At 69.4% G+C, this 25,021-nt stretch carries 23 protein-coding genes; 10 read left to right on the forward strand and 13 right to left on the reverse strand.

Annotated features, from left to right (window positions below):
- Nucleotides 1-200: 200 nt before the first annotated feature.
- The 5 genes from Q0Z44_RS06205 to lysS all read right to left on the reverse strand — a co-directional run bounded on the left by Q0Z44_RS06205 (nt 201) and on the right by lysS (nt 7,445).
- Nucleotides 201-797 carry a TlpA disulfide reductase family protein gene (locus Q0Z44_RS06205; RefSeq protein ID WP_298011270.1) on the reverse strand — a complete coding sequence of 199 codons (597 nt, stop codon included), beginning with the start codon at nt 795-797 and terminating at the stop codon, nt 201-203.
- Between the two features lie 25 nt (nt 798-822).
- A complete protein-coding gene (locus Q0Z44_RS06210) occupies nt 823-1,422 on the reverse strand; it encodes a hypothetical protein (RefSeq protein ID WP_298011271.1) in 600 nt (199 codons plus the stop codon).
- Nucleotides 1,423-1,435: 13 nt separating this feature from the next.
- Nucleotides 1,436-3,643, reverse strand: coding sequence for a molybdopterin-dependent oxidoreductase (locus tag Q0Z44_RS06215; protein ID WP_298011272.1), 2,208 nt, complete (start codon nt 3,641-3,643; stop codon nt 1,436-1,438).
- Nucleotides 3,644-3,728: 85 nt separating this feature from the next.
- Nucleotides 3,729-5,882: an FUSC family protein gene (locus Q0Z44_RS06220; RefSeq protein ID WP_298011273.1), complete on the reverse strand. Its 2,154-nt coding sequence runs from the start codon at nt 5,880-5,882 to the stop codon at nt 3,729-3,731.
- 36 nt (nt 5,883-5,918) lie between these two features.
- Nucleotides 5,919-7,445, reverse strand: coding sequence for a lysine--tRNA ligase (gene lysS / locus Q0Z44_RS06225; protein ID WP_298011274.1), 1,527 nt, complete (start codon nt 7,443-7,445; stop codon nt 5,919-5,921).
- 87 nt (nt 7,446-7,532) lie between these two features.
- On the opposite strand from lysS, the gene Q0Z44_RS06230 reads away from it, so the two are divergent.
- The 6 genes from Q0Z44_RS06230 to Q0Z44_RS06255 all read left to right on the forward strand — a co-directional run bounded on the left by Q0Z44_RS06230 (nt 7,533) and on the right by Q0Z44_RS06255 (nt 13,773).
- Nucleotides 7,533-8,936 carry a teichoic acid transporter gene (locus tag Q0Z44_RS06230; protein WP_298011275.1) on the forward strand — a complete coding sequence of 468 codons (1,404 nt, stop codon included), beginning with the start codon at nt 7,533-7,535 and terminating at the stop codon, nt 8,934-8,936.
- 48 nt (nt 8,937-8,984) lie between these two features.
- Nucleotides 8,985-9,644: an acyltransferase gene (locus Q0Z44_RS06235; protein WP_298011276.1), complete on the forward strand. Its 660-nt coding sequence runs from the start codon at nt 8,985-8,987 to the stop codon at nt 9,642-9,644.
- On the forward strand, nt 9,641-10,756 hold the full coding sequence (locus Q0Z44_RS06240) for a glycosyltransferase (protein ID WP_298011277.1): 1,116 nt from the start codon (nt 9,641-9,643) through the stop codon (nt 10,754-10,756). The genes Q0Z44_RS06235 and Q0Z44_RS06240 overlap by 4 nt, the downstream gene beginning before the upstream one ends.
- A 31-nt stretch (nt 10,757-10,787) precedes the next feature.
- Nucleotides 10,788-11,885, forward strand: a complete 1,098-nt coding sequence (locus Q0Z44_RS06245; RefSeq protein ID WP_298011278.1) for a glycosyltransferase family 2 protein — start codon at nt 10,788-10,790, stop codon at nt 11,883-11,885.
- A gap of 76 nt (nt 11,886-11,961) precedes the next feature.
- Complete coding sequence (locus Q0Z44_RS06250; RefSeq protein WP_298011279.1) at nt 11,962-13,140, forward strand: DegT/DnrJ/EryC1/StrS family aminotransferase; 1,179 nt, start codon at nt 11,962-11,964, stop codon at nt 13,138-13,140.
- A gap of 36 nt (nt 13,141-13,176) precedes the next feature.
- Nucleotides 13,177-13,773, forward strand: a complete 597-nt coding sequence (locus Q0Z44_RS06255) for a sugar transferase (protein ID WP_298011280.1) — start codon at nt 13,177-13,179, stop codon at nt 13,771-13,773.
- On the opposite strand, the gene Q0Z44_RS06260 is transcribed toward Q0Z44_RS06255, so the two are convergent.
- On the reverse strand, nt 13,763-14,659 hold the full coding sequence (locus Q0Z44_RS06260) for a PEP-CTERM sorting domain-containing protein (RefSeq protein ID WP_298011281.1): 897 nt from the start codon (nt 14,657-14,659) through the stop codon (nt 13,763-13,765). The genes Q0Z44_RS06255 and Q0Z44_RS06260 overlap by 11 nt on opposite strands.
- 150 nt (nt 14,660-14,809) lie before the next feature.
- Between Q0Z44_RS06260 and Q0Z44_RS06265 the strand changes: the two genes are divergently transcribed.
- The gene (locus Q0Z44_RS06265) at nt 14,810-16,486 is read left to right on the forward strand and encodes an ExeA family protein (RefSeq protein ID WP_298011282.1); all 1,677 of its coding nucleotides are present in this window, start codon (nt 14,810-14,812) and stop codon (nt 16,484-16,486) included.
- 2 nt (nt 16,487-16,488) lie between these two features.
- Complete coding sequence (locus Q0Z44_RS06270) at nt 16,489-17,244, forward strand: general secretion pathway protein GspB (RefSeq protein ID WP_298011283.1); 756 nt, start codon at nt 16,489-16,491, stop codon at nt 17,242-17,244.
- Here the strand turns inward: Q0Z44_RS06270 and Q0Z44_RS06275 are convergent.
- Both Q0Z44_RS06275 and Q0Z44_RS06280 read right to left on the reverse strand, forming a co-directional pair.
- Complete coding sequence (locus Q0Z44_RS06275) at nt 17,238-17,750, reverse strand: MarR family transcriptional regulator (RefSeq protein ID WP_298011284.1); 513 nt, start codon at nt 17,748-17,750, stop codon at nt 17,238-17,240. The genes Q0Z44_RS06270 and Q0Z44_RS06275 overlap by 7 nt on opposite strands.
- Before the next feature lie 105 nt (nt 17,751-17,855).
- Nucleotides 17,856-18,737 carry a metal-dependent hydrolase gene (locus Q0Z44_RS06280; RefSeq protein ID WP_298011285.1) on the reverse strand — a complete coding sequence of 294 codons (882 nt, stop codon included), beginning with the start codon at nt 18,735-18,737 and terminating at the stop codon, nt 17,856-17,858.
- Between the two features lie 244 nt (nt 18,738-18,981).
- On the opposite strand from Q0Z44_RS06280, the gene Q0Z44_RS06285 reads away from it, so the two are divergent.
- Complete coding sequence (locus Q0Z44_RS06285) at nt 18,982-19,899, forward strand: SDR family NAD(P)-dependent oxidoreductase (RefSeq protein WP_298011286.1); 918 nt, start codon at nt 18,982-18,984, stop codon at nt 19,897-19,899.
- Between the two features lie 9 nt (nt 19,900-19,908).
- On the opposite strand, the gene Q0Z44_RS06290 is transcribed toward Q0Z44_RS06285, so the two are convergent.
- The 3 genes from Q0Z44_RS06290 to Q0Z44_RS06300 all read right to left on the reverse strand — a co-directional run bounded on the left by Q0Z44_RS06290 (nt 19,909) and on the right by Q0Z44_RS06300 (nt 21,550).
- A complete protein-coding gene (locus Q0Z44_RS06290; protein WP_298011287.1) occupies nt 19,909-20,550 on the reverse strand; it encodes a peroxiredoxin in 642 nt (213 codons plus the stop codon).
- Between the two features lie 41 nt (nt 20,551-20,591).
- On the reverse strand, nt 20,592-21,227 hold the full coding sequence (locus tag Q0Z44_RS06295; protein WP_298011288.1) for an alpha/beta hydrolase: 636 nt from the start codon (nt 21,225-21,227) through the stop codon (nt 20,592-20,594).
- A 104-nt stretch (nt 21,228-21,331) separates the two neighbouring features.
- On the reverse strand, nt 21,332-21,550 hold the full coding sequence (locus Q0Z44_RS06300) for a TOBE domain-containing protein (protein WP_294637221.1): 219 nt from the start codon (nt 21,548-21,550) through the stop codon (nt 21,332-21,334).
- A 192-nt stretch (nt 21,551-21,742) separates the two neighbouring features.
- Between Q0Z44_RS06300 and Q0Z44_RS06305 the strand changes: the two genes are divergently transcribed.
- Nucleotides 21,743-22,957, forward strand: coding sequence for a sigma-54 dependent transcriptional regulator (locus tag Q0Z44_RS06305; protein ID WP_298011289.1), 1,215 nt, complete (start codon nt 21,743-21,745; stop codon nt 22,955-22,957).
- Nucleotides 22,958-23,122: 165 nt separating this feature from the next.
- On the opposite strand, the gene Q0Z44_RS06310 is transcribed toward Q0Z44_RS06305, so the two are convergent.
- Complete coding sequence (locus Q0Z44_RS06310; RefSeq protein WP_298011290.1) at nt 23,123-24,151, reverse strand: sulfate ABC transporter substrate-binding protein; 1,029 nt, start codon at nt 24,149-24,151, stop codon at nt 23,123-23,125.
- Nucleotides 24,152-24,247: 96 nt separating this feature from the next.
- On the reverse strand, nt 24,248-25,021 hold the full coding sequence (locus tag Q0Z44_RS06315) for a cytochrome b/b6 domain-containing protein (RefSeq protein WP_298011291.1): 774 nt from the start codon (nt 25,019-25,021) through the stop codon (nt 24,248-24,250).

Raw genomic sequence — 25,021 nt, forward strand, 5'->3', positions numbered from 1 at the left:
ATGGAGAACAAGAATCTGCATGCTTGACTGGACAGTCCCGAACGGGGTGGTCAAACCACCGTTTGAAGGGCTGGCCAAGAAAATGAAAGTAGGCGGATTTTAGGGGCAAATGAGCGCAAATCAAGTCATTGCAAAGTTCGTGACTTGTGGTAAGCGCGGCGCGTTCAACGCGCGTGTTTCTGCCCCGGAAGGGGTTGTCTTCAGGCGATCTGCCCGGCCCACGCGGCCAGTTCGTCGAAGTGCGTGGCGCCCATCTTGCGCTGCCGAATGCGGCCTTGTGCGTCGATCAGCACCGAAAACGGCAGGCCGCCCGCGGTGTTGCCGAGCGCCGTGGCCAGCTCGGTGCCATCCATGCCCGCCAGCCCGATGCGGAAGCCGACCGGGGTGCGAGCCAGAAATTCTCTCACGGGCGTGGGGCCGTCCACCGCCAGCCCCACCACCTGCCAGCCGCGCGCACCGAACTCCCGGTGGAAGCGGTCGAGCTCGGGCATTTCCTTCACGCAGGGCGGGCACCAAGTTGCCCAGAAGTTGATGAGCAGCGGTCGGCCCTTCAGCGCGGCCCAGTCCAGCGGACCGCCAGAGGGTTGTTCGAACTCGCGCTGCCAGAAGGCGTCGGGCAGCGTCTCCCCTTCAGGGGTGGCGGGGCCCGGGCTGTCCGGTTGTGCGGGCGGGGTGGCCTCGGCCGGCTGTCGTCGCCAGGCCCACCACGCACCGCCCGCTGCAGCCGTGAGCCCGACCAGGGCCAGAAGGGCACGGCGGCCGGTGGCAGGGCGGGAGGCGACGGCAGGCTGGGTCATGGGGGATGGCGGAGGAATCGGTCGGTCAGTCTAGCGTGCCGGGTGCGTCCAGCAGACGGCGCAGGGCGGTCAGATCGCCGCGCTCGGTGCGGCCGCGCGCATCGGGCTTGAGGGCTCCGCGCAGGTCGTCGGTGTCAAGGATGGTGAGGTGCAGGCCGATCGGCTCGCCCAGCGCCTCGCACGGCACCGTCAGGCTGAGGCGGTCGACCTCGCCACCGCGCGGGCCCGGCACACTGCCGACGTCGTAGTCCATGCCCTTGTCGAGCAGCAGGATCTCGGCGGATTTGCTGTCGTCGCAGTAGAGCTGCAGGTGGATGTCATTGAGGCGGGTGGCCGTGCCGCGCCAGACGGCGCCCGTGAGGTGGGGCCGGAACTCGGCCAGCCGCGTCATCCACACGGCGGCCAGCTCGCGCAGGGCGCGCAGCTCGGCGGGCTGGGTGTCGGCGCAGAAGACGGACAGGTACTCGAACACGGCCTCTTCGAGCTGGGCGTTGTCGGGCAGCGGTGCGCGTGTGCCCAGGCCCAGCTGTTTGACGGCGCGGCGTTTGGCCTGCCCGTACTCGAGGCCTTCCTCGACGACGATGCGGGCGGCGGTGTGGGCAATCTCGGTGCTGACGTCGTTCATGGCGCCGATTGTGTCAGGCGGCCTCGATCCACACCGGCACCGCGCTGAAAGCCGCGTTGGCGCTGATGCGGTCGGTCAGGCGGTCGTCGGTGAGGTCGTTGATGCTGGCGCCGGCATGCGCCCGGGCCACCTGCAGCGCCACCCCGGGGCGGTCGTGTCCCCAGCCGTGCGGCAGGCTGACCACGCCCGCGCGGATGTCGGGGGTGATGTGCACGGGCACCTGCACGCGGCCGGTGCGGGAGCCGACGGTGACGGTCTGGCCATCTTCCAGACCGCGGCGTGCCGCGTCGTCGGGGTGCACCCACAGGGTGCAGCGGGGCTTGCCGGACACGAGCCGCGCGCTGTTGTGCATCCACGAGTTGTTGGAGCGCACGTCGCGCCGGCCGATGAGCTTGAGCGCCGGCAGGCCATCCGGGCCCTGCAGGGTGCCTGCTGTGGGGGCGGTCAGCTCCGTGGCCAGTGCGGGCAGTTCGCGGCGGATGGCCTCCGGCAGCAGGCGAATGCGCCGCTGCCGGCGCTGCAGGCGGCTCACCAGCGAAGGCTTCAGCGGCCCAAGGTCGATGCCATCCGGTTGCGCTTCCAGCTGGGCCAGCTTGACCTGGCCGCCGGCGCGCCGCAGGCCGATCGCCAGCAGCCGGCGCGGCGACAGGCGGCCGACGATGCCGCGCGTGGCCAGCCCGGTCAGCCGCTGGCGCAGTCCGCCGCGTTCCAGTGCCCAGGCGCGCTGCGCATAGCGTCGCGCCAGTTCGGCGTAGATCTGCCAGTCGTGCAGCGCACCGGGCGCCGGTTCGACCACCGCGGCGCTGTAGCGGGCCACGTTGCGCACGGCCAGGTGCAAAAAGACCAGGTCGTAGTGGTCGTGCTCGACAAAACAGGTGGGCGGCAGGATGACGTGGGCGTGGCGCGTGGTCTCGTTCACGTAGAAGTCGATGGCGGCCATGAAGTCGAGCCCGGCCAGCGCAGCGTCCAGCTGGCCGCCGTTGGGGGTGGACAGCACCGGGTTGCCGGCCGCAGTGACGAGTGCGCGGACCTGTCCGCGGCCCGGCGTGCGGATCTCTTCGGCCAGCACCGACACGGGCAGCTCGCCGCTGAATTCCGGCGCGCCCCGCACCCGGCTGCGCCACGCGCCCAGGTGGCCGGGGCCCATGAGTTTCATGTCGATCAGGTTGAGGGCCGGGCTGGTGAGCAGCGCCCCGCCTTCGCGGTCGACGTTGCCGGTCAGCAGGTTGATCGCCTGGATGGCCCACTGGCACACCACACCGTGCGCTTGGGTCGACACGCCCATGCGGCCGTAGGCGACGGCGCCGTCTGCGGCGGCCAGTTCGCGCGCCAGGCGCCGGGTGGTGGCGGCATCGATGCCGGTGTGCGCCGCCGTGGCTTCGGGGCTGAAGGGGTGCACGGCTTCCCGCACGGCATCGACCTGGTCCAGCAGGCCCTGGAGGTGGCCAGGGCGGATCAGGTCTTCGTCGAACAGCGTGTGCAGGACCGCCAGCAGCCAGGCGGCGTCGGTGCCGGGGTCGATCGCGTGGTGCTCGTCGGCGATGGCGGCCGTTTCGGTGCGACGGGGGTCGAGCACCACGAGCTTGCCGCCGCGATCACGCAGGGCCTTGAAGCGCGCCCGCACGTCGGGCACCGTCATCAGGCTGCCGTTGCTGGCCAGCGGGTTGGCGCCGAGCACCAGCATGTACTGGGTGCGGTCGATGTCGGGGATGGGGATGGCGAGCTGGTGCCCGTACAGCCAGTGCGCCACGACGTGGTGGGGCAGTTGGTCGGCCGAGGTGGCAGAAAACCGCGCGCGCGTGCGCAACTGGCTGAAGAACAGATGGCCGTGGGTGATGTTGCCCCAGTTGTGCACATTGGGATTGCCCTGGTAGACGGCCACGGCGTTGGCCCCGTGCTGTTCTCGCACGCGTACCAGCCCCTCGACGACGAGGTCGAAGGCCTGATCCCACGAGATCGGTTCAAAGCGCGGGGTGCCGTCGGGGCCGACGACGCGGCGCACGGGTTGGCGCAGGCGGTCCGGATCCTCGTGCAGGTCTTTCAGGGCCACGGCCTTCGGGCAGATGTGACCGCGCGAGAGCGGGTCATCGGGGTTGCCGCGAACAGCCGTGATGCGCGCGGCGGGCCCCTCGCCGGTGACTTCGAAGCGCAGGCCGCAGATGGCTTCGCAGAGGTTGCAGACACCGGTGTGGACGCGCGGGGCGGCAGAGGGCAGGGGCATGAGGATGGGGCGGTCGGGGGAACCGGCCCATGATGCCAGCACGGCGCGCAGCCGACGCTCCGGGGAACCCTCAGGAGCGAGGTGCTCAGCCGGCGCGGGCAACCCCGCGTGCGGCGTCGGCCCAGGCGGCAGCCTCGGCCTCGATCTGGGCCAGGCGGCGCAGCAGCCAGGGGGTCGGGTCGCCCTGGGGCTCGGGCAGCGCATGCGACACGAGCACGGCGTCGTCCTGCGGGTCGAGCGCGCCAGGAGCCGGGCGGGGTGGTGCCGGTGGCGCGACATCCGGCGCGACAGCCAGCCACGCGTGCAGGGCGCGGTCGGTGTGCGCAATGGCCTGCGTGGCGGTGGGGCCGTGCAGGTCGGGTTGTCGGTGCATCAGCACGATGCGCACCACCGCCAGCTGACTGATCAGCCGGTGGCTGCGGATCAGCAGCGCCTCCAGGTGCGGCGTGCGGGAGCCAGCATAGGCCGGCTCGCGCACCGTGCGCTGCAGCGCCTGCGCGAGCAGCCAGATGGCGTCGTACACCTCGCGGCGGGCGTGGGTGCGTTCGGGTGCGAGGGCTGCGCCTTCCTGCCAGTGCAACACGTGGTGCGCGTAGCGGTTCAGTGCCTGCTGCAGGCGTTGGATCAGGGCAGGCAGCTGCCCCCGCTCCCACGAGGGCAGCACATAGCTGAAGCCCCAGGCGAGTGCCGCCCCGATCAGGGTGTCCGCCAGCCGCTCGGCCGCGTCCAGCCATACCGGGTGCACGCCGGTGGCAAACATCTTGGCCTGCAGCAGTGCCATCACGGCGGCGGCCGTGGTCGTGATGCGGTAGTCACGCACCACGTAGGCGTGGGCCAGCGCCATGCTGAGCGCCAGCAGCACGAACCGCGCCGGCATCCCCAGGGGCAGCCACAGCAGGGCCGAGGCGAGCGCGCAGCCTGCCAGCGTGCCGACCACCCGCGCGTCGCGCCGGGCCAGGGTCTGCTCAAGGCTGCCTCGCATCACGACGGCCACCGTCAGCAGCAGCCAGTGCGGATGGCTGTGCCACGGCAGGTGGTGGCTGAGCCACACGGCGCAGGCCATGGCGAGCGTCGCCCGCAGGGCGTAGCGCAGCGTCGGGGCCCGAAGGTGAAGCTGACGGCGCAGGACGGCCACCGACCAGGTGGCGGGGGACACCAGCGAGGCGAGCAGCGCGGCCTCGGGGTGCGGGCCGGGTGTCTGGCCCTGCAGCGCGGCCGACAGGGCGTTGCAGTGGTCGTGCAGGTGCGCGGCACGGCGCGCCAGCGACTGCAGCGCCCGGCTGTCTTCGGGGGCGAGCACGCGGGGCGCAGGCGCCATCGCTGGCATGGGTGCATTGAAGCGCACAGAATGCGCCATCGCCGCCACGCGGTCGGCATGCCAGGTCAGGAAGTGCGCGAGCCGCAGCAGGGCCGTGCGCGTGGAGGGCGACGTCGGCAGCTGGTCGATGTCGAGCTGGCAGGCGAGCACCACGTCGCGCAGGTTGACGACGTGGATGAGGCCGTCGATCTTGCGGCGGCGGTGCGGGTCGCGGGCCTCGGTGGCCCGGTCGTACAACAGGTCGCGCGCGCTCTGAAACACGTCGGCCAGCGCGGCCTGCTGGCGGATCAGGCTGAGCAGATCCTGTTGCGAGGTGGCGCTGGCGTCGGGCTCGGCGCGATCCCGCGTCCAGCGGGCTTGCGTGCGGATGAGCTCGGACAGGTTCTGCAGGCTGTCGGCCAGTGCCAGGGTGCGGTAGCGGGCGGCCAGCACCACGGCAGTCAGCTGGGCCCACAGGCCCATGCCCACCGCCCCCACACCCACCCAGGCGAGGTGGGCGAGCGCCGCGCTGCGGTCCATGGGCACTTCGCGGAACGCCGCCATCTGGAAGATGAGCGACAGGATCATCACGAAGCTCTGCGGCATGCCGCGCTTGCCCCAGGCCGTCCATAGCAAGGCCGAGAAGGTGACCAGCAGCACGGTGGTCGCCTCGGCCACAGCGTGCCCGTGGGTCAGGGCCACGAGCCCGGCCACCAGCACGGCGCCGACCACTGCGGGCAGCATCGCGGCCGGCTTGCTGGCGGGCGTGGTCACGGTGTCGGCCACCCCCACGGCGCCATAACCGGATGATGCGGCGATGGCGGCCGGCAGCCCCCACAGGGGGGCGATCACGCCGGTGCACAGCAGCAAGCCGGCGCCGATCCCCAGCCCGTTGAGCAGCGGGGCTGACAGGGCGAGGAAGGGGTGGGTCAGGCGCGGCACGGAATCACGGCGGGGGAGGGAAGCCCGCCGCAGCGATCACGCTTCGCGGCGCAGGGCCGGGAAGAGGATCACGTCGCGGATGTTGGGCGCGTCGGTCAGCAGCATCATCAGGCGGTCGATGCCGATGCCGCAGCCGCCCGTCGGGGGCAGGCCGTATTCCAGCGCGCGAATGTAATCGGCGTCGAAGTACATGGCTTCCTCGTCGCCGGCGTCCTTGGCGTTGGCCTGGGCGGCAAAGCGCGCTGCCTGCTCTTCGGGGTCGTTCAGCTCGGAGAAGCCGTTGCCGTACTCGCGGCCGGTGATGAACAGCTCGAAGCGCTCGGTGATGCTCGGGTCAGCGTCGGAGGCGCGGGCCAGCGGGCTCACTTCCACCGGGTAGTCGATGATGAAGGTGGGCTGCCAGAGTTGCTCTTCCACGGCCGCCTCGAACAGGCCGAACTGCAGCTCGGCCAGCGTCCAGCGGGCGGGCGGCTCTTCACCCAGGGCCTTCAGCTTATCGTGCAGCACCTGGGCGTTGTCGGCCTCGGCTTCGGTCAGGCCGGCGTACTTCACCAGCGAGTCGCGCACCGTCAGGCGCTGGAAGGGGGACTCGAGGTCGACTTCCTTGCCGCCATACGTCAGCTTGGCGGTGCCCACGGCAGCGATGGCTGCGTGGCGCAGGATGGATTCGGTGAAGTCCATCAGGTCGCGGTGGTTCCACCAGGCCGCGTAGAACTCCATCATCGTGAACTCGGGGTTGTGACGGACCGACACGCCTTCGTTGCGGAAGTTGCGGTTGATCTCGAACACGCGCTCGAAGCCGCCCACCACCAGGCGCTTCAGGTACAACTCGGGCGCGATCCGCAGGAACATCTCCTGATCGAGCGCGTTGTGGTGGGTGATGAAGGGCTTGGCGTTGGCGCCCCCGGGGATGGGGTGCATCATCGGCGTTTCGACTTCCAGGAAGCCGTTGTCGACCATGAAGGCGCGGATGGAGGCAATGCCCTTCGAGCGGGCGATGAAGCGGGCGCGCGAGTCTTCGTCGACGATGAGGTCGACGTAGCGCTGGCGGTACTTCTGCTCCTGGTCGGTCATGCCGTGGAACTTGTCCGGCAGCGGGCGCAGGGCCTTGGTCAGCAGGCGGATGGACGTGACCTTGATCGACAGTTCGCCGGTCTTGGTCTTGAACAGCGTGCCCTCGGCACCCAGGATGTCGCCCAGGTCCCAGTGCTTGAAGGCGTTCAGGGCGTCGGCACCGACGTTGTCCAGCGTGACGTAGACCTGGATGCGGCCGGTGGCGTCCTGCAGCGTGCCGAAGCAGGCCTTGCCCATGACGCGCTTGAGCATCAGGCGGCCGCCGACGCTGGCCTTCACGGTCTGGGCTTCGAGGGCCTCGGCCTCGGTGCCGTCGTGGGCAGCGTGCAGGGCGCCGGCACGGTCAGCGGGCTTGAAGTCGTTCGGGAAGGCGACGCCCTGGGCGCGGATGGCGGCCAGTTTCTCGCGACGCTCGGCCACCAGTTTGTTGGTGTCCACCAGGGTGTCGGCGGGTGAGGCGTGCGTGTCGTGAGAGTGGGGCGTGCTCATGGTTCGGGCGTGCGCTGCGGTGAAAGGGCGGCCCGAGGGTTCAGGCCAAACCCTTAATTGTATGAAACCCTGCGCGACAATGGGGCCATGTCGGTTCAAGATTCACCGCCGTCAGGTCGGCTGGCGGCCCTGAAGCAGGCGTGGCGGGCTGTGCCGCGGGCGGCGCTCGGCAACCTGATCGCCAAGCTGCTGATTGTTTCGCTCGGGCTGGCCATCACGGTGCTGGTGGCCCGGCAAGGGCCGCGCGTGCAGGGCGCCTTCGCGCTGTTCGTGGCTGTCGAATCGGCCTTGCTGACGCTGTTTTCCGGGCTGGGCCTGTGGTTGGCCCGGCAGATGTCACGCCAAGCTGCGCACCCGGTGGGCGCGCCAGCGGGTGCCCCGGCCCGGGCCTTGCCGATGCTGCGCGGTGTGCTGCGCGCGGCGGTGGGGCTGGGCGGGGTGGCGTCGCTGGTGCTGGTGGGCCTGTCGTGGTGGGCCACCACGACGCCGTACTCCCAGTTGTGGCTGCTGGCGCTGGCTGCACCGTTCCTGTTGCTGGTGCCCACGTCCACGGGGCTGTGGCTGGGCGAAGGGCGCATGTGGCCCATCAACGTGGCGCAGGTGGCTGCGCCGGCCGCCGTGCTGCTCGGGCTGGCCGGGGCATGGTGGATCCAGGGGGATTCGCAGCGCAGCGCGCCCATGGTGGTGCTGGTGCTGACCGCCTGGGTGACGGGCAAGTCGCTGGTGGCCGTGGTCACGGCGTTCCATGCCCTGCGGGATGCCGACCGCCGAGACGCCCGGGTGGCCGAGGCGCTCTCGGCTTCCCGCCTGGTGGACTACTGGCAGCCCCAGCCCCGGTGGTGGTCCGATGCGGGTTTTGTCGCGACGATTGGCCTGACCAACGTCATCAGCCTGCTGAACTACCGCGCGTCTTTGTTCCTGGTCGAGCGCTTTCATGGGCTGGCCACGGCGGGCACCTATTCCGTGTCGGTCACGGTGGCCGAGTTGCTGTGGCTGCTGTCGTCGTCGGTAACGGTGTCGGCCTATGCGCGCATCGGACACCCCGACGTGCGGGTGGCCTCGGCCATGACGGTGCAGGCCGTGCGCATCAATGTGCTGGCCACCCTGCTGGCCGCCCCCGTGCTGCTGGCGGGCGCCTGGTGGGCGCTGCCCCGCGTGATGGGCGAGGCGTACGCCGCTTCGCTGATGCCGCTGGCGGCGCTGTTGCCCGGTGTGGCGGCCTACGCCGCGGCATCGAGCCTGTCGGCCTTCTATACCAACCACCTGGGCCGGCCGCAGCTGTCGGGCGGCATTGCCGGCCTGTCGCTGGCGGTGAGCTTCGGGCTGGGGCTGGTGCTGGTGCCGCGGCTGGGCGCGCTGGGCGCCGGGCTGGCCTCCAGCCTGGGCTACATCGTAGCCATCATGGTGGCCTACGGCGTGTTCCTGCGACATGCGGGCCTGCCCGTGCGCGCCTTGTGGACCCCGTCGCTCACCCGTGGGGGCGAGGCATGAGGGCCGCGCTTGCCGGCACCCCGGCCTGATCGGGGAGAATACCGGCCCATGTCCGCCCTGAGCCTGCGTCTCAAGCACGTCCTTGTCCGTTTGCTGTCGGTCTTCACCGGCCCGCGCATCGTCTATGGCTGGCGCCATCCGGACGGGCGGCTGTGCCCACACACCCGCTTCAGCACGCACAGCTGCATTGAAGGGGTGGAAGGGCTGACGCTGGGCGACCACGTCTTCATCGGCCACTTCAACCGGCTGGACGGCTCCAACGGCCTGGAGATCGAAGAAGGTGTGCAGATCACGAGCCACGTGGCCATCCTGAGCCACTCCAGCCACAAGGCCGTGCGCGTGATGGGACGTCGCTACATCCGCGACCCGAACCCGGTGGGCTATGTGCGCCGCGCCACCCGCATCGGCGCCTACAGTTTCATCGGGCCGCACAGCGTGATCGCGCCCGGGGCGCAGATCGGCAAGGGGGTGATCGTGCAGGGCTACAGCTTTGTGTCCGGCGTGGTGCCCGATTTTGCCGTGGTGGGCCCCCAGGCGCATGGCAAGCCGGCCGTCGTGCTGGGCGACACGCGCCGGCTGGATGGCGAACTGCTGCGGCGGCACCCCGAGCTGCACGACGTGTACGCGCGCTGGGCCGGGCTGGACAACCTGCGCCGTGCCCTGAATGGCGAGACGCCCGATGGCGCGGTGGCGCGGGAGGTGCGATGACCTCGCCCGTGCGCATCCTGTTCTTTGCCGATGCGGCCAGCGTGCACACGCGCCGCTGGGTGGCGGCGGCCGTCGAGCGCGGCGCCGAGGCCGTGGTGGTGACGCGTTCACCGGCCGAGGTGCCGGGCGCGCGCGAAGTCATCGCCATCCGTCCGGGCACCGACAAGCTGGGCTGGTTTCAGGCTCTGCCCGAAGTGCGCCGGGTTGCACGCGCGCTGGCGGGCCGCTTCCAGCCCACGCTGGTGCACGGCCACTACGTGACTTCCTATGGCATGTGGGCGGCGGCGTGCGGCCTGCCCTTGCCGCTGGCCCTCACCGCCTGGGGCAGCGACATCCTGGTGACGCCGCGTGAGAGCCGACTGATGCGCCTGATCGTGGCGTGGTCGCTGCGCCGGGCCGACCTGATCACGGCCGATTCGCTCGACATGCTGACGGCCATCGGGCGTTATCACCCGCAAGGGGCCTGCCACCAGATTCTGTGGGGCGCCGACACCGACCGCTTCGTGCCCGGTGCGCCGGCCGCCGGCTTCGAGGTTGTGAGCCTGCGCAGCTGGGAGCCCAACTACAACATCGATGTGCTGATCGACGCCTTTGGCCGGTTTGCGCAGGCGCGGCCGGACGCCGACGCCCGGTTGCATCTGCTGGGCGGCGGGCCCCAGGCCGATGTGCTGCGGGCGCAGGTGGCCACGTTGGGCCTGAACGAGCACGTGCAATTTCACGGCCGGGTGGGCGACCAGGCGATGGTCGACGCGATCCAGCGCAGCCGCGTGAGCCTGTCGGTGCCGACCAGCGACGCCACCTCGGTGTCGGTGCTCGAATCGATGGCCTGCGGGCTGCCGGTGGTGGCCACCGACCTGCCGGCCAACCGGCAGTGGCTGGACGAGCGTGGTGGCTGCATCGTGCCGGTGGGCGACGCCGGCGCCATCACCGCGGCGCTGGTGCACCTGCACGACCACCCTGCGCTGGCTGCCGCCATGGGCGAGCACAACCGCGCGCGCATCGAGCGCGAGGCCTCGCGCCGCGGCCAGATGGACGCGATGTGGCGGCTGTACCTGAAGCTGCTGCAGGCGCCCCGTACGGGGCCGCATGCCTCGGCCCCGGCCCGCGGCTGAGCCCGTTTTTCGCCACCCGAGTCGTTTTCGCATGTCCATCGTTTCCGTCATCGTGCCCTGCCGCAACGAGCGCGACCACATCGAGGCTTTCTGCCGCAGCGTGGCGGCGCAAGCCCTGCCCGACGGCTGGACGCTGGAGGTGCTGGTGGCCGATGGGCTGAGCGACGATGGCACGCGCGAGCGCCTGGCGGCCTGGTGTGCCACGGACCCACGCTTCGTGATGATCGACAACCCGGGCCGCATCGTCTCGTGCGGGCTGAACCGCTGCATCGCGCAGGCGCGCGGCGCGTTCATCGTGCGCCTGGACGTGCACACGGTGTACGCCGACGACTACATCGCGCAGTGCCTGGCCACCTGGCAGCGCACCGGCGCCGACAACGTGGGCGGTCCGTGGAAGGCCGAGGGCGCACCCGGGGCGTCGGGCGTGGTACAGCGCGCGGTGGCGGCCGCCTTCCAGTCGCGCTGGGTGGCCGGCGGCGCCTTGTCGCGCGACCTGAACCACGAGGGCGAAGTCGACACCGTCTACCTTGGCGCCTGGCCGCGTGCCACGTTCGACCGCTTCGGCGGCTTCGACGAGACCCTGGTACGCAACCAGGACGACGAGCACAACCTGCGCATCCACAAGGGCGGCGGGCGCATCTGGCAGTCGGCCACCATCCGCTCCACCTATGTGCCGCGCGCCAGCAAGGCCGATGTTTTTCGGCAGTACCGGCAGTACGGCTACTGGAAGCCGTTCGTGATGAAGAAGCACGGCCAACCGGCCGCCTTGCGTCATCTCGTGCCCGGTCTGTTCGTGGGCCTGTTGCTGCTGAGTCTGCTGGTGATGTTGATCGGTGCGCTGGCGCTGGCGGCCTGGGCGCCCGAGGCCGGCACGCTGGCGTCCGACGTGCTGGGTTGGATCACCTTGCTGAGTTCGGTCGTGCTGATGGGCCTGAGCCTGCTGTACGGCGGGGCGGTGCTGGCCGTGAGCGTGGCCATCGCGCGGCAGCAGGGCTGGGCGCTGTGGCGCCACCTGCCCGATGTGATCGGCGCCTACCAGCTGGGCTACGGCCTGGGCTCGCTGCGCGGCTGGTGGGATGCGCTGGTGCGCGGCCGCCCCGACCCCTCGTTTGGTCGGCTCACACGGTGAGCCACCCTGCGATGCCCGTCTTCCTGCTCTCTTTGTCTCTGCCCTGCAGTCTGCCCCGATCACACAGGATCACCCCATGAGCCAAGCCGAACCCAAGCTGCCCTTCCTGCCTTTTGCCCTGCCTGAAATCGGCGAGGAGGAAATCGCCGAAGTCGTGGAAGCCCTGCGCTCGGGCTGGGTGACGACCGGGCCCAAGACGCGGCAGTTCGAGCAGGACTTCGCGGCCTTCCTGGGGGACGCGGGGCTGCATGCCATCGCCGTGAACTCGGCCACGGCCGGCCTGCACCTGGCGCTCGAGGCCCTGGGCATCGGCCCGGGCGACGAGGTGATCACCACCACCCACACCTTCACCGCCACCGCCGAGGTGGTGCGCTATCTGGGCGCCGACGTGAAGCTGGTCGACATCGACCCTGCCACGCTGAACATCGACCCCGCCGCCATCGAGGCGGCCATCACCCCGCGCACCAAGGCCATCATGCCGGTGCACTACGCGGGGCTGGCGGTCGACATGGACGCGGTGCTCGACATTGCCGCACGCCACGGCCTGAAGGTGGTGGAAGACGCGGCGCATGCGCTGCCGACCACGTGGAAGGGCCAGCTGGTGGGCACGCTGCGCAGCGACGCGGTGGTGTTCAGCTTCTACGCCAACAAGACGATGACAACGGGCGAGGGCGGCATGCTGGTCACCCGCGATGCGCAGCTCGCCGCGCGCGCCAAGGTGATGCGCCTGCACGGCATCAACCGCGATGCCTTCGACCGCTTCACGGCCAAGGTGCCCAGTTGGTATTACGAGATCGTGGCGCCGGGCTTCAAGTACAACCTGACGGACATTGCGGCGGCCATGGGCCTGCACCAGCTCAAGCGCGTGCAGGGCTTCCAAGTCAAGCGTGAGCAGCTGGCGCAGCGCTTCGATGCGGCCCTGGGCGACCTGCCGCTGATCCTGCCGCCGCGGCCCGTGCACGCGGGCGACCTGCACGCCTGGCACCTGTACGTGGTGCGGCTGAAGGATGACGCCGGCATCACCCGCGACCAGCTGATCGAGACGCTGTTTGCCGACGGGATCGGCGTGAGCGTGCACTACATTCCGCTGCACCTGCACCCGTACTGGAAGGAGCGCTATGCGCTGCAGCCCGAGTCTTTCCCGCACAGCCAGAAGGCCTACGAGCGCATGGTGAGCCTGCCGCTGTACACACGCATGACCGACGCCGACGTGGACCGCGTGGTGGCCTCGGTGCGGCGTGCCTTCGGGCGCTGACGGCAGGCCGGCGAGGGATCACACACTGAGCGGGTGATGGGCAAGCGGCTGTTCGATCTGTTCTTCTCGGGACTGGGCCTGCTGGCACTGGGCCCGCTGCTGCTGCTCATCGCGCTGGCGGTGAAGCTCGACTCGCCCGGCCCGGTGTTCTTCCGGCAGGAGCGCGTGGGCCGGCACGGGCGGCCGTTCCGCATCCACAAGTTCCGCACCATGCAGCACGCCCCGACAGGGCAGGGGCTGCAGATCACGGTGGGGGCCGATCGCCGCATCACGCGGGTGGGGCACTTCCTGCGCGCCAGCAAGCTCGACGAATTGGCCCAGTTGATCGACGTGTGGCAGGGTACGATGAGCCTGGTGGGGCCACGGCCCGAGGTGCCGCGCTATGTGGCCCATTACCCGGCCGGGCTGCGCGACAAGATCCTGTCGGTGCGGCCGGGCATCACCGACATCGCCTCGATCGAATACCGCGACGAAAGCACCGTGCTGGCCCGCGCGGCGGACCCCGAGCATGCCTACATCCACGAGGTGCTCCCGCACAAGCTGGCGCTGGGCGCCGCCTATGTGGACCAGGCCTCGGTGTGGCTGGATGTGCGCCTGATCTTCCGCACGATCGCGGCCATCGTCAGGCGCTGAGCGTGCGTCGCGTCTTCGCCCTGGCGCGAGGGGCGGCATACCCGTGCGCGGCGGCGCACACGCCGAACAGGCCGACCGCCATCAAACTCCAGGTGCTGGGCTCAGGGACGGCCGGCGTGCTCAATGTGCCGAAGGTTGCATGGTCCAACGCCACATTGCCACTCGGCGCCAGCCCCAACGCGCGACTGAGCCACTCGAAGCCCGGTTGGGTCACGTCCATCTCGCTGGTGGCGAAGGAGCCAGACAGACGCACGTTGGGCGACGGCGGGGACGCCAGGTTGGGCGGCTGATAGGCAAGCCGCGGCAACGCCGACGCGGCATACCGGTTGACATCGAACAAATGCAGGGCGGTGACCGAGCCGGCGCCATTGGCGCCCCAGCCGTCTGCATAGACCCGCCCGCTGAGCAGGTCGATCTGCAAGGCATGGAGGGAGACAGCCCCGCCGGTTGAGGTGAGGTTTTCCTCACCATCGATGAAAGCCGGCACGTCGATGTGCAAGGACACATTGAAGCGGATGGACCGCACCGCGAAGGTGTCAGAGTCAAACGTGACCTGATCCACGTCGAGCGGCCCAAGTCTCCTTCTCGTGACCACGCCTGGTCGCGAGGGCGGGGCGGCGTACACAAGCTCCATTGGCGTGTCATCGCTGGACACGGTGGCCTGGGTGACGCGAAACAGAATGCTGGTGGACCGCCCCATGTTCCAGGAGATGTCGCTCTCGCTGTCCAGCCACAGGGCGCTTCCGGTGCCCGGATTGCCGGCGTCCAGGGTGACGATGGCGCTGTGAGCTGAGCCAGTGCCGAGCGCGAGCAGCAGGGCGGCCAGGACGAGCTTCGAGGCGGACGTGCAGGCTGCTGCGCCGCGGCGAGGGGGACGAGGGTTCATGGCGGCTCCCGTGTTTTTTCTGATGCCCCATGGTTCCCGGACAGGCAGAGGGCTGAATCCGGGTTTACGAGGGCGAGCGCGCCGTGGGCCGCATTTCAGGGAAGTCGGGATGTCACGGCGAGGCCCCGCCCTGCCGTTATCCTTGATGGCATGTACGCCTCCCACTTCGGCCTGAAGCGCGAGCCCTTCTCCATCGCCCCTGATCCGCGCTACCTCTTCATGAGCGAGCGCCACCGGGAGGCGCTGGCGCACCTGCTTTACGGCGTCAATGGCGGGGGCGGCTTCGTGCTGCTCACGGGTGAGATCGGTGCGGGCAAGACCACGGTGTGCCGTGCCTTCCTCGAGCAGGTGCCGCGACGCTGCAACGTGGCGTACATCTTCAATCCGAAGCTGACGGTGTCCGAGCTGCTGCGCTCGGTGTGCGAGGAGTTCGGTGTGCCTTGGGCCCACCCGGGCGGTGGCGAGCCGACCATCAAGGACCTGATCGACCCGCTCAACGAATACCTGCTGCGCACGCACGCGGTGGGCCAGAACAACCTGCTCATCATCGACGAGGCACAGAACCTGTCGAGCGACGTGCTGGAACAGCTGCGCCTGCTGACCAACCTCGAGACCAATGAACGCAAGCTGCTTCAGATCATCCTGATCGGCCAGCCCGAGTTGCGCGACATGCTCGCGCGGCCCGAGCTGGAGCAGCTGGCTCAGCGCGTGATCGCGCGCTTTCACCTCGATGCGCTGAGCGAGGACGAGACCGCGCATTACATCCACCACCGGCTCACGGTGGCTGGTCGGCCGCAGGGCGGCCTGTTCGATCGCGCGGCGCTCAAGGCCATCCACCGGCTGACCCGCGGGGTGCCGCGCCGCATCAACCTGCTGTGCGACCGCGCCTTGCTCGGCGCCTATGCCGGCGGTCGGCTGCGGGTGGACCGGGCGACCGTGCTGCGCGCCGCCGATGAGGTGTTCGGCACCGCCGCCGCCGACCGCGCCGGGCACCGGGGTGCGGTGTGGTGGCGTCGGCTTTGGCGATCCGGCCGGGCAGGATTGGCGGTGGCCGGCATGGTGTCGCTGGCCGGGCTGGCTGTGATCGGCTGGTGGGCCACGCACCGCCAGCCGGCGGCCTCGACCATGAGCCGCACCCTGGTGCTGCCGCCTGCCTCACCTGCCGCCCGGGTGGCCGCGGCCCCCGCGCAAGCGGCCCCGGTTCAGCTCGCCACGGGGGCCGACGTGCTGGCCGTGGCCTGGGCCGCCGAAGACGAGGCGTGGCGCATGCTGGCCGCGCGCTGGAACTGGACGGTGCCGGAGGCCGCCTCGCCGTGCGCCCAGGCGGCCCGTGCCGGGCTGCAGTGCTTTCGCGGCACGGGGGGCGTGGCGCTAGCCCGCCGATTGGGGCGCCCGGGTCTGATGCGCCTGCGCGCGCCGGGTGGCGGCGCGGCGTTCGTCCTGCTGTCGGGCCTGGATGCCCACGGGCTGGAGGCGGTGATCGACACCACGGCGGGGGCGCGCCGCGTGCCCATGGGCGTGCTGGCCCCGCTGTGGCCGGGGGACTTCGCGACCCTCTGGCGCACGCCGCCGGCCTATCCGGGCAAACTGCCGCCGGGGCACGGCGGCGAGGCGGTGGTCTGGCTGGCCGACCGCCTGGCGGCCTTTGATGGCGGCGCTGCGGCGCAGCCGGGGCAGCGCCTGGATGCCGCCCTGCAAGCACGCGTTCAGGCCTTCCAGCAGACCCAGGGGCTGAAGGCCGATGGCGTGGCGGGCCCGACCACCCTGATGCTGCTGAACCGGGCCAGCGGCGTCAACGAGCCGCCGCTCGACCTGCGAGGAAGCTGACCATGTCCTACATCCTGGATGCCCTGAAGAAGGCCGATGCCGAGCGAGAACGCGGGCAGGGCCGTGCGCCGGGGCTGCACGCGCGCCCCGCGCCCATGGTCGACGACCCGGCCGAGCCAGCGACACGTTCGCTCGGTGTGGCGGTCTGGGTGATCGCCGGCCTGCTGGGTGCCCTGGTCGTGGTGCTGGGCTGGCGGCTCTGGGCCCCCGCCGAGGCGCCCCAGCCCGTGCAGGCCAGCGCCGTCATGCCAGCTGCGCCGGCGCCGCGGGCCGATCTGCAACCTGCACCCGTGAAACCGGTGGCCCCTGCCGCCCCCGTGATTGAGCCCGTCGCGCCGGCACCCCAGCCCCGGGCTGACGCCGCGCGCCCCACCGAGGCGCCCGCGGCCCGCACCGCCGAGTCGATGCCGAGCATCACCGCATCGCGGAACGCCCCGCCGACCGCACCGGCTGCCTCGGGCGCTTCGATCACCGAGGTCCGGCCTGCGGCCAAGCCCGCTGCCCCCGCCTCCCGCCCGTCGGAGGCCCCGACCTTGTACACCCCGCAGACCCTGCCGGAGGCGGTGCGGCGGGACCTGCCGGCCATTGCCGTCAGTGGCGCGATGTACTCGGAGACGCCGGCCCAGCGCATGCTGATCATCAACAGCCAGGTCTTCCGTGAGGGCGACCAGCCGCAGCCCGAGCTCGTGCTGGAGGAAATCCGGCTGAAGTCGGCGGTCTTCCGCTTCCGCGGCCACCGCGTCCTGATCGCTTATTGATCCGCGGGTTCGACGGCTTCGGGCAGTGGGCCGCTCGGGCCGTCTGTGATGCCGCTCAGCTTGTGGAGCAGCCCGTGCAAGGTGGCCCGCTCCTGTGGGTCGAGCGAGGCCGTGACGCGCTCGTCGTGGGCCTGCACGGTGGCGGTGATCGTTTCGAGGTCGGCGCGGCCGCGATCCGTCAGCTGCAGACTGAAAGCGCGCCGGTCTTCCGGCATCGGGTCGCGTGAGACATAGCCCAGGTCGGCCAGGGCGTCGACCAGGATCACGGCCCCCGAGCGCGCGATGCCGAGGATCTGGGCGAGCTGGGTCAGCTTCAATCCCGGGTTCAGCGAGATGATGACCAGCGCCGAGTACCGGGGCGGCGTGATGTGCCAGGGGGCAAGCGCCTGCACGAAGTCTTCGTACATGCGCAGCTGGGTGCGTCGCACGGCGTAACCGGTGAGGGTGTCCAGCACGCCGTACTGGATGCCTGGCACCCGGGCCAGGAAGGGAGCTGCGTCACTCATGGCTGAGGGGTGGGTGGCGAGAGCGGGATCGCGGTGTCCGATTTTAGACGCCGGGCAGACCCGCCACCCCTGCGGGTCGTCCCCGAGGGAGCCGACGGTGTGCGCTCAGCGCGCGGCCGCAAACAGCGCGGCACCGGCCCGCATCGGATCCCCTGTTTGCTCGAAGGTCCTCACCCAGATGGGGTAGCTGTGGATGACGGCGTGCTGCCACGGATGGAAGCCGGGGCGGTAGTAGGCCAGCAGCTTGCCGGTGCTGCGCGAGAACAGGCCGCGCGGGCCGTAGAGCCACCAGGCGCCCTTCACACTCATCAGCAGGCGGCGGCCCAGCGAAAAGCCATCGCCCTTCAGCAACCGGTTGGTGAGCCGCATGCTGTCGACCACGACCTTGTAGAGCGCGTGGGTCATGGCCAGGCAACGCATCGCATAGCCCACCTTGGCCACCTTCTGCATCACGTCGAAGGCCACGGCCTTGTGCTCCATCTCTTCGATCGCGTGCCAGGCCCACATGGCACGCACATGCTCGTCGGCGGGCGCCATCATGTCGTGCTCGGCAAACAGCGTCTCGGCCATCAGCGCGGTGAAGTGTTCGAAGGCGGCCGTCAGCGCCAGGTTGTACTTCGCGGAGAAGCGCCGCGTGTAGTCGTCGAACAGCGCCTTGGCTTCGATGAGGATGCCGTCGACATCGACGCCCTGCTTGCGCAGCAGGTCGTTGTAGTGGGTGTGCGCAATGCCGTGCTGGCCTTCCTGGCGGATGAAGTTCTTCACGTCTTCGGCCATCTTCGGATCGGTGATGAGGTGGCGGAAGGCGCGCACGCTGGTGATGAAGTAGCGCTCGCCATCGGGGAAGGCCGCCTGCATGCCATCGAAGACACGGGTCTTGAAGGCATCGCCGCCGTACCACCAGCGGGGGGTCTGTTCGTCCAGCTGGAAGTCGAGTTTTTCGCGGGGCACGATGTGCTCCGGCTGGCTGTCGTGAGAGGTGGACATGAGGGGGCTCCTTGTGAAGCAGGGTGTTTGCTTCAGTCTAGGAAGGCCGCTTGGGGTGCGTGGTCCGTGCCACGACAGCAAGGCATCAGGCGCGACATCTTTTTGGCTCCGCGTGTTGACCGTCGTCTACAACTTGGGGGTTATCCCTCGAAGCGGGTCGGATGCGTCAGGAACGGCGTCATGATGTCGGGTGATTCGCGGTACCGAGTTGCCGCGCCTGTGCAACCTGAACCCCATGAGTCCCATGAACCAGACTGCATCGTCCGCCTCTGAACCCACCGACACCGTGCGCCTGGACGGCCGCGTGGCCATCGTCACCGGCGCCGGAGCGGGCCTGGGCCGCGCCCATGCGCTGCTGCTGGCCGCCCGAGGCGCGCGCGTCGTGGTCAATGACCTGCGTGATCCGCAGCCCGTGGTCGAGGCGATCCGGGCGGCGGGCGGCGAGGCCATTGGCCACATCGGCTCGGTCACCGACGAGGCGGCGGTTCAGGCGATGGCCGAGCTGGCCATGGCGACCTGGGGCCGCATCGACATCCTGGTCAACAACGCCGGCATCCTGCGGGACAAGTCCTTCTCGAAGATGACAGTCGAGGATTTCCGCACCGTGGTCGATGTGCACCTGATGGGCGCCGTGCTCTGCACCAAGGCCGTCTGGGAAGTGATGAAGGGCCAGCAGCATGGCCGCATCGTGTTCACGACCTCGTCGTCGGGCCTGTTCGGCAACTTCGGGCAGTCGAACTACGGCGCCGCCAAGATGGCGCTGGTGGGCCTCATGCAGACGCTGTCGCTGGAAGGCGAAAAGTACAACGTGCGCGTGAACTGCCTGGCGCCCACGGCGGCCACCAGCATGACCGAGGGCATCCTGCCGCCGCAGGCCCTGGCCCTGCTCACGCCGGAAAGCGTGTCACCCGGGTTGCTGTTCCTGGTGAGCGAACAGGCCCCCACACGCGCCATCCTGAATGCGGGGGCCGGTGTGTTCGCCACCACGCATGTGGTGCTGGGTGAGCCGCACCTCGTGGGCAGTGCGCCAGACGCGGCCGAGCGCGTGGCCGCCGCCTGGCCGCAGATCAGCGACCGTGCGGCGGCCATCGAGCCGATCGGCGGCATGCAGCAGTCAGCGCGGGAGATGGCGCTGGTGCTCAGCAGCGGCGCCGCAGGCTGAGCACGCGGTTCAGCGGTTGGGCTGCGGGGTGAGACGCAGATAGGGCGTCACGGCCTTGTAGCCCTTCGGGAACTTCTGCTGGATCACCTCCGGATCCTGCAGCGAGGGCACGATCACCACATCATCGCCGTCCTGCCAGTTGCCCGGCGTGGCCACGCTGTGGTGGTCCGTCAGCTGCAGCGAATCGACCACCCGCAGGATCTCGTCGAAGTTGCGGCCCGTGCTGGCGGGGTAGGTGATGATCAGCCGGATCTTCTTGGCCGGGTCGATCACGAACAGCGAGCGCACCGTCAGCGTGCTGTTGGCGTTCGGGTGGATCAGGTCGTAGAGCTCCGACACCTTGCGGTCTGCGTCCGCAATGATCGGGAAGTTCACCGTCGTGCCTTGCGTCTCGTTGATGTCGGGGATCCACTTGTCGTGGGATGCCACCGTGTCCACCGACAGCGCGATCACCTTCACGTTGCGTTCGGCAAACGCGTTCTTGAGCTTGGCCGTCAGCCCCAGTTCGGTGGTGCACACGGGGGTGAAATCCGCGGGATGCGAGAACAGGATGCCCCAGCTGTCGCCGAGCCATTCATGGAAGCGGATCGGGCCTTGGGAAGAGGCTTGTTCGAAGTCGGGGGCGGTGTCGCCCAGGCGCAGGCTGGCCATGTGGGTCCTTTCGTGTGACGAGTCGATGGGGGAGGCGGAGGTCAGACGGCGTAGCCGAACTCCATGGGGTGGGCACGGGCGAGACGCTGACGACGCTGACGGTCTCGCACCATGTGGTCGACGTGGTAGCGGGCGAGTGGCCAGGGGCCGTGGCCTGACTCGGCGTTGATGTGCCCTGCCCGGCCGAGGTTGACGAAGCGGGCGCCCCAGTGGTGCGCCCAGTCGCGGGCGCGCTCCAGCGGCATCCAGGGGTCGTTCTCGCTGCCGATCAGCGTGGTGGGCAGGCCCAGCCCGGCGGTAGGGAGCCGATCGGCCACGCCGAACTTGAGCGGGTCGGCCGGGGCAGCCAGCAGTGCAGCGCGAATGCCACCGACCTGCGTGGAACCCGCCCGCGCACTTCGGCTCAAGTGGTGAGCTAGTGCCAGACAGCCGAAGCTGTGGGCCACGGCAATCCATTCGGTCTGGGGCGCATGGCGGGCGAGTGTCTGGTCGATGCGGTCGGCCCAGTCGTCGAGTTGCGGGTCCGCCCAGTCGCGCTGAACAACGCGGACGGCGCCTGTGTACTGGCGCTGCAACCAGGTCTGCCAGTGACCCGGTCCGCTGTCGTGCAGACCAGGAATCACCAGCACGCGCACGGCTTGCGTGGCGGGCAACGGGGCGGTGAAGAGCAGGGTCATGGTGTCAGGTCCGCAGGGCTTGGCAACGATGATTGAAGGGGCCGGAACACAGGGGAGACCATGTCGGCGGCCGAGGTGGTCGCCTGGTCCGGTCGTCGGTCGCATCACAGGGCAGCGATGGACACCTCGGTCGACTTCACGAGTGCGATGACTTCTTTCCCTGGCACAAGGCCAAGCTCATGCACTGAGCGTGTGGTGATGACCGAGGTGACGATGAGGCCGGACGGCGTTTCCACCTCGACCTCGGACACCACCTGTCCTTCGATGATCTCGCGGACCTTGCCGCGGAACTGGTTGCGCACGTTGATGGCAGAGACGGTCATGGCACATCCTTTCAAGTCGGTCGGCTCATCCTATGAGCGCCAGCGGGCTGCGCGAACGAAGAACATCGTGCTTCGATCTGCGCTTCGCGCATGTGTCTTCATGTGCCGTGCCTGCATATCGAGCGGTGAAAAAACACCTTCCGGTGTGTGTGCTTTCGAACTACCGTGTGTGCTTTGCAGCATACCCACGCCATGGAACGATTGCTCACCCTGCCGGACTCTCCGGCATCCGCCCTCTCCATCCGGGCCAAGGCCCTGGTGTTTCATGACCCCACCTCGCTGCAGTTGCTCGAGCACATCGAGCGCATCGCCTGTAGCGACGCCACCGTGCTGGTCACCGGGGAAACGGGCACCGGCAAGGAACTTGTGGCCCGTCATCTGCACACCGTGAGCGGGCGGCGCGGGCCCTTTGTGCCGGTCAACTGCGGGGCCTTCAGCGAGTCCCTGATCGACGCGGAGCTGTTCGGCCACGAAACGGGCGCGTTCACGGGGGCATCACAGGCGCGCGCGGGCTGGTTCGAGGCGGCCAATGGTGGCACCCTGTTTCTCGACGAGATCGGGGACCTTCCGCTGGCCCTTCAGGTAAAGCTGCTGCGTGTGCTTCAGGAGCGCCAGGTGGTTCGACTCGGCTCGCGCAAAGGCATTCCGCTGGATGTGCGGCTCGTGGCTGCCACAAACATCGACCTGGCCCGTGCGGTCGAGGCCCAGCACTTCCGGGCAGACCTGTTCTACCGGTTGAGCGTGGCCAGCGTGCGCCTGCCGCCATTGCGCGAACGCCCGGGCGACATCGTGCCGCTCGCCCGGCATTTCGTGGATGTCTACCGTGGGCGACTGCAGATCGACCGTGTCGAGCTCAGTGACGAGGCTCAACACCTGCTGTGCACCTACAGTTGGCCGGGCAACATCCGCGAGCTTGAGAACGCGATGCATTACGCCCTGATCGTGTGCCGCGATGGCGTGGTGCGGGCAGAGGACATCCGCCTGGTTCCGCTGGCCGGCGGCGCGGGCGCTCCCCCGTCCGAACGGCTGGTCGTGGGTGGTGTGGGGGCGATGCCGCCGGCCGCCGCCGCGACCGCTGCCATTGCGCCCACGAATGCGGCCGGGGGGCAGCCCCCCTCGGCCCTCGCTCGTTTGCAGCGAGCCCTGGACGACCTGCTGCAGCAGGGGGAGGCGGCCTTGTTCCAGAAGGTCGAGTCGGCCCTGGTGCATGCGGCGTATGCCCATGCCGGGCAGAACCAGGTGCGCGCGGCCCGCGCGCTGGGCATCACCCGCAACATGCTGCGCACGCAGCTCAAGCGGCACGGCCTGCTCGCCGGGCCCGACGAGGCAGACGCCCCGGTGGACGAGGCGGCGGAGGAGGCCGAGACCGCGGGCCCGCATGGCGGCGAAGCGCTGCTGTCGCTCTGAGCGGTGCGGGCCGTGGCCCGTGCCCGGATCCGCTGTTCTCGGGTCGCGGTAGACCCCCCCAAAAAAAGCGGCCCCGGCGGCATGACGCCGGGGCCGTTGTCAATGTGCCTTGGAGGCCTGACACGGACCTCCGGGCACCCCCACTTGCCTTTGCCTTTCCCCGTCTTACTTCTTCGTGTAGATCTGATCGAAGACACCGCCATCGGCAAAGTGCGTCTTCTGTGCCTTGGTCCAGCCGCCGAACACGTCGTCGATCTTGAGCAGTTCGATCTTCGGGAACTGTTTGGCGTACTTGGCAGCAGCCTTGGCGTCGGTCGGGCGGTAGAAGTTCTTGCCGGCGATGTCCTGGCCCTCGGCGCTGTAGAGGTACTCGAGATAGGCCTTGGCCACATCGCGGGTGCCGCGCTTGTCGACCACCTTGTCCACGATGGCCACGGGCGGCTCGGCGTAGATGCTGATCTTCGGGTACACGATGTCGAACTTGTCTGCGCCGAACTCCTTGAGCGACAGGTGGGCTTCGTTTTCCCAGGCCAGCAGCACGTCACCCTGGCCACGCTCCGCAAAGGTCACGGTCGAGCCGCGGGCACCGGAGTCCAGCACGGGCACGTTCTCGAACAGGCGGGTCACGAAGGCCTTGGCCTGGGCTTCCGAGCCAGTCTTCTTCAAAGCGTGGCCCCATGCCGCCAGGTAGTTCCAGCGGGCGCCGCCCGATGTCTTGGGGTTGGGCGTGATGACGGCCACACCGGGCTTGACCAGATCGTCCCAGTCCCTGATCTGCTTGGGATTGCCCTTGCGCACCAGGAAGACGATCGTGGACGTGTAAGGCGAGCTGTTCCCCTTGAAGGCCTTCTGCCAGTCGGCCTTGAGGAGGCCCTTGTCGGCGACGGCATCGATGTCGTAGGCGAGTGCGAGGGTCACCACGTCGGCTTCCAGGCCGTCGATTACCGAGCGGGCCTGCTTGCCCGAGCCGCCGTGCGAGGCCTTGACGACCACGTTGTCGCCAGTCTTGGCTTTCCAGTGCTTGGCAAATGCCGCGTTGTACTCCTGATAGAGCTCGCGCGTCGGGTCATACGACACGTTCAGCAGCGTGATGTCCTTGGCGTGGGCGGCCAGCGGGGTGAGACCGGTGACAGCCAGGGCCGAGGCGAGGGCGAGGCCGTGGAAGGCGCGACGGGAAGATTTCGAGAACAGCATGTTGGTGTGATGTGGTGAACAGGTGATCGGATGCTAGAAGTGGGTCGATGGAAGCAGAACGAATGAAACTGAGCTTGCTTATGCGTGGTGTGCAGGTCACCACGCAGGGGCGGGCTGCGACGTGGCCGGTGCGACGGGCTTGTGTGTGATCCACAGGCCACTCGCGCCCCAGGCCACCCCCGCGCCGATGGCCACCGAGAGCACCAGCGCCGCAGGCTTGCCCGCGCGTGGCGGTCGCGTGCCAGGGGGCATTGCGGCCTGTCCGGTCACCATCGGGCGCACCAGGTTCTTGCGGCGTACGACCGCGTAGAAGGCGATGGCCGCGATGTGCAGGCCGAGCAGGCCGTACAGCAGGTTGACCACGCGGTGGTGCCATGCCGTCAGGGCGCTGATCTGCTCATCGGGCACGAGCGAAACGAGGGGGCCACTGAAGGCGATGTCGTCATCGCTGAACAGGCCGGTGCCCAGTTGCACGGCGAGCAGGGTCAGCAGGGCGATCACCGACAGCGCCCCCAGTGGGTTGTGCCCGACGCCGTGCCACCGCCCCGCCAGACAGGCCCGCAAGCGGGCGGGCGTCGGCAGGAAGGATCGGAATCGGGCCGTCTCGGAGCCGAGAAGGCCCCAGCTGAAGCGGAAGCCCAGCAGGCCCGCGATGGCGACGCCAGCGCGTCCGTGCCACACCATCCAGTCGCCGCCGGCCAGACCGGTCGCGATGGCCGCGCTCACCGCGGCCACCAACGACCAGTGAAAGACCCGCAGGGCAAGGTCCCAGATGGGTACGGTGAGGAGCGCGGAAGGGGCCGTCTCTGCTGTCTCTGTCGCTGGCGCCAGCCCCGCATGCAGGGTGTCGGTGTTCACGTGCGCGGTCAT

The sequence above is a fragment of the uncultured Aquabacterium sp. genome (assembly GCF_947366995.1).
GTDB lineage: Bacteria > Pseudomonadota > Gammaproteobacteria > Burkholderiales > Burkholderiaceae_C > Aquabacterium.

Excerpts from the sequence above, each read along its gene's own strand:
- Q0Z44_RS06205 (WP_298011270.1), bottom strand. The coding sequence starts at position 797 with ATGACCCAGCCTGCCGTCGCCTCCCGCCCTGCCACCGGCCGCCGTGCC.
- Q0Z44_RS06210 (WP_298011271.1), bottom strand. The coding sequence starts at position 1,422 with ATGAACGACGTCAGCACCGAGATTGCCCACACCGCCGCCCGCATCGTC.
- Q0Z44_RS06215 (WP_298011272.1), bottom strand. The coding sequence starts at position 3,643 with ATGCCCCTGCCCTCTGCCGCCCCGCGCGTCCACACCGGTGTCTGCAAC.
- lysS (WP_298011274.1), bottom strand. The coding sequence starts at position 7,445 with ATGAGCACGCCCCACTCTCACGACACGCACGCCTCACCCGCCGACACC.
- Q0Z44_RS06230 (WP_298011275.1), top strand. The coding sequence starts at position 7,533 with ATGTCGGTTCAAGATTCACCGCCGTCAGGTCGGCTGGCGGCCCTGAAG.
- Q0Z44_RS06235 (WP_298011276.1), top strand. The coding sequence starts at position 8,985 with ATGTCCGCCCTGAGCCTGCGTCTCAAGCACGTCCTTGTCCGTTTGCTG.
- Q0Z44_RS06240 (WP_298011277.1), top strand. The coding sequence starts at position 9,641 with ATGACCTCGCCCGTGCGCATCCTGTTCTTTGCCGATGCGGCCAGCGTG.
- Q0Z44_RS06245 (WP_298011278.1), top strand. The coding sequence starts at position 10,788 with ATGTCCATCGTTTCCGTCATCGTGCCCTGCCGCAACGAGCGCGACCAC.
- Q0Z44_RS06250 (WP_298011279.1), top strand. The coding sequence starts at position 11,962 with ATGAGCCAAGCCGAACCCAAGCTGCCCTTCCTGCCTTTTGCCCTGCCT.
- Q0Z44_RS06255 (WP_298011280.1), top strand. The coding sequence starts at position 13,177 with ATGGGCAAGCGGCTGTTCGATCTGTTCTTCTCGGGACTGGGCCTGCTG.
- Q0Z44_RS06260 (WP_298011281.1), bottom strand. The coding sequence starts at position 14,659 with ATGAACCCTCGTCCCCCTCGCCGCGGCGCAGCAGCCTGCACGTCCGCC.
- Q0Z44_RS06265 (WP_298011282.1), top strand. The coding sequence starts at position 14,810 with ATGTACGCCTCCCACTTCGGCCTGAAGCGCGAGCCCTTCTCCATCGCC.
- Q0Z44_RS06270 (WP_298011283.1), top strand. The coding sequence starts at position 16,489 with ATGTCCTACATCCTGGATGCCCTGAAGAAGGCCGATGCCGAGCGAGAA.
- Q0Z44_RS06275 (WP_298011284.1), bottom strand. The coding sequence starts at position 17,750 with ATGAGTGACGCAGCTCCCTTCCTGGCCCGGGTGCCAGGCATCCAGTAC.
- Q0Z44_RS06280 (WP_298011285.1), bottom strand. The coding sequence starts at position 18,737 with ATGTCCACCTCTCACGACAGCCAGCCGGAGCACATCGTGCCCCGCGAA.
- Q0Z44_RS06285 (WP_298011286.1), top strand. The coding sequence starts at position 18,982 with ATGAACCAGACTGCATCGTCCGCCTCTGAACCCACCGACACCGTGCGC.
- Q0Z44_RS06290 (WP_298011287.1), bottom strand. The coding sequence starts at position 20,550 with ATGGCCAGCCTGCGCCTGGGCGACACCGCCCCCGACTTCGAACAAGCC.
- Q0Z44_RS06295 (WP_298011288.1), bottom strand. The coding sequence starts at position 21,227 with ATGACCCTGCTCTTCACCGCCCCGTTGCCCGCCACGCAAGCCGTGCGC.
- Q0Z44_RS06300 (WP_294637221.1), bottom strand. The coding sequence starts at position 21,550 with ATGACCGTCTCTGCCATCAACGTGCGCAACCAGTTCCGCGGCAAGGTC.
- Q0Z44_RS06305 (WP_298011289.1), top strand. The coding sequence starts at position 21,743 with ATGGAACGATTGCTCACCCTGCCGGACTCTCCGGCATCCGCCCTCTCC.
- Q0Z44_RS06310 (WP_298011290.1), bottom strand. The coding sequence starts at position 24,151 with ATGCTGTTCTCGAAATCTTCCCGTCGCGCCTTCCACGGCCTCGCCCTC.
- Q0Z44_RS06315 (WP_298011291.1), bottom strand. The coding sequence starts at position 25,021 with ATGACCGCGCACGTGAACACCGACACCCTGCATGCGGGGCTGGCGCCA.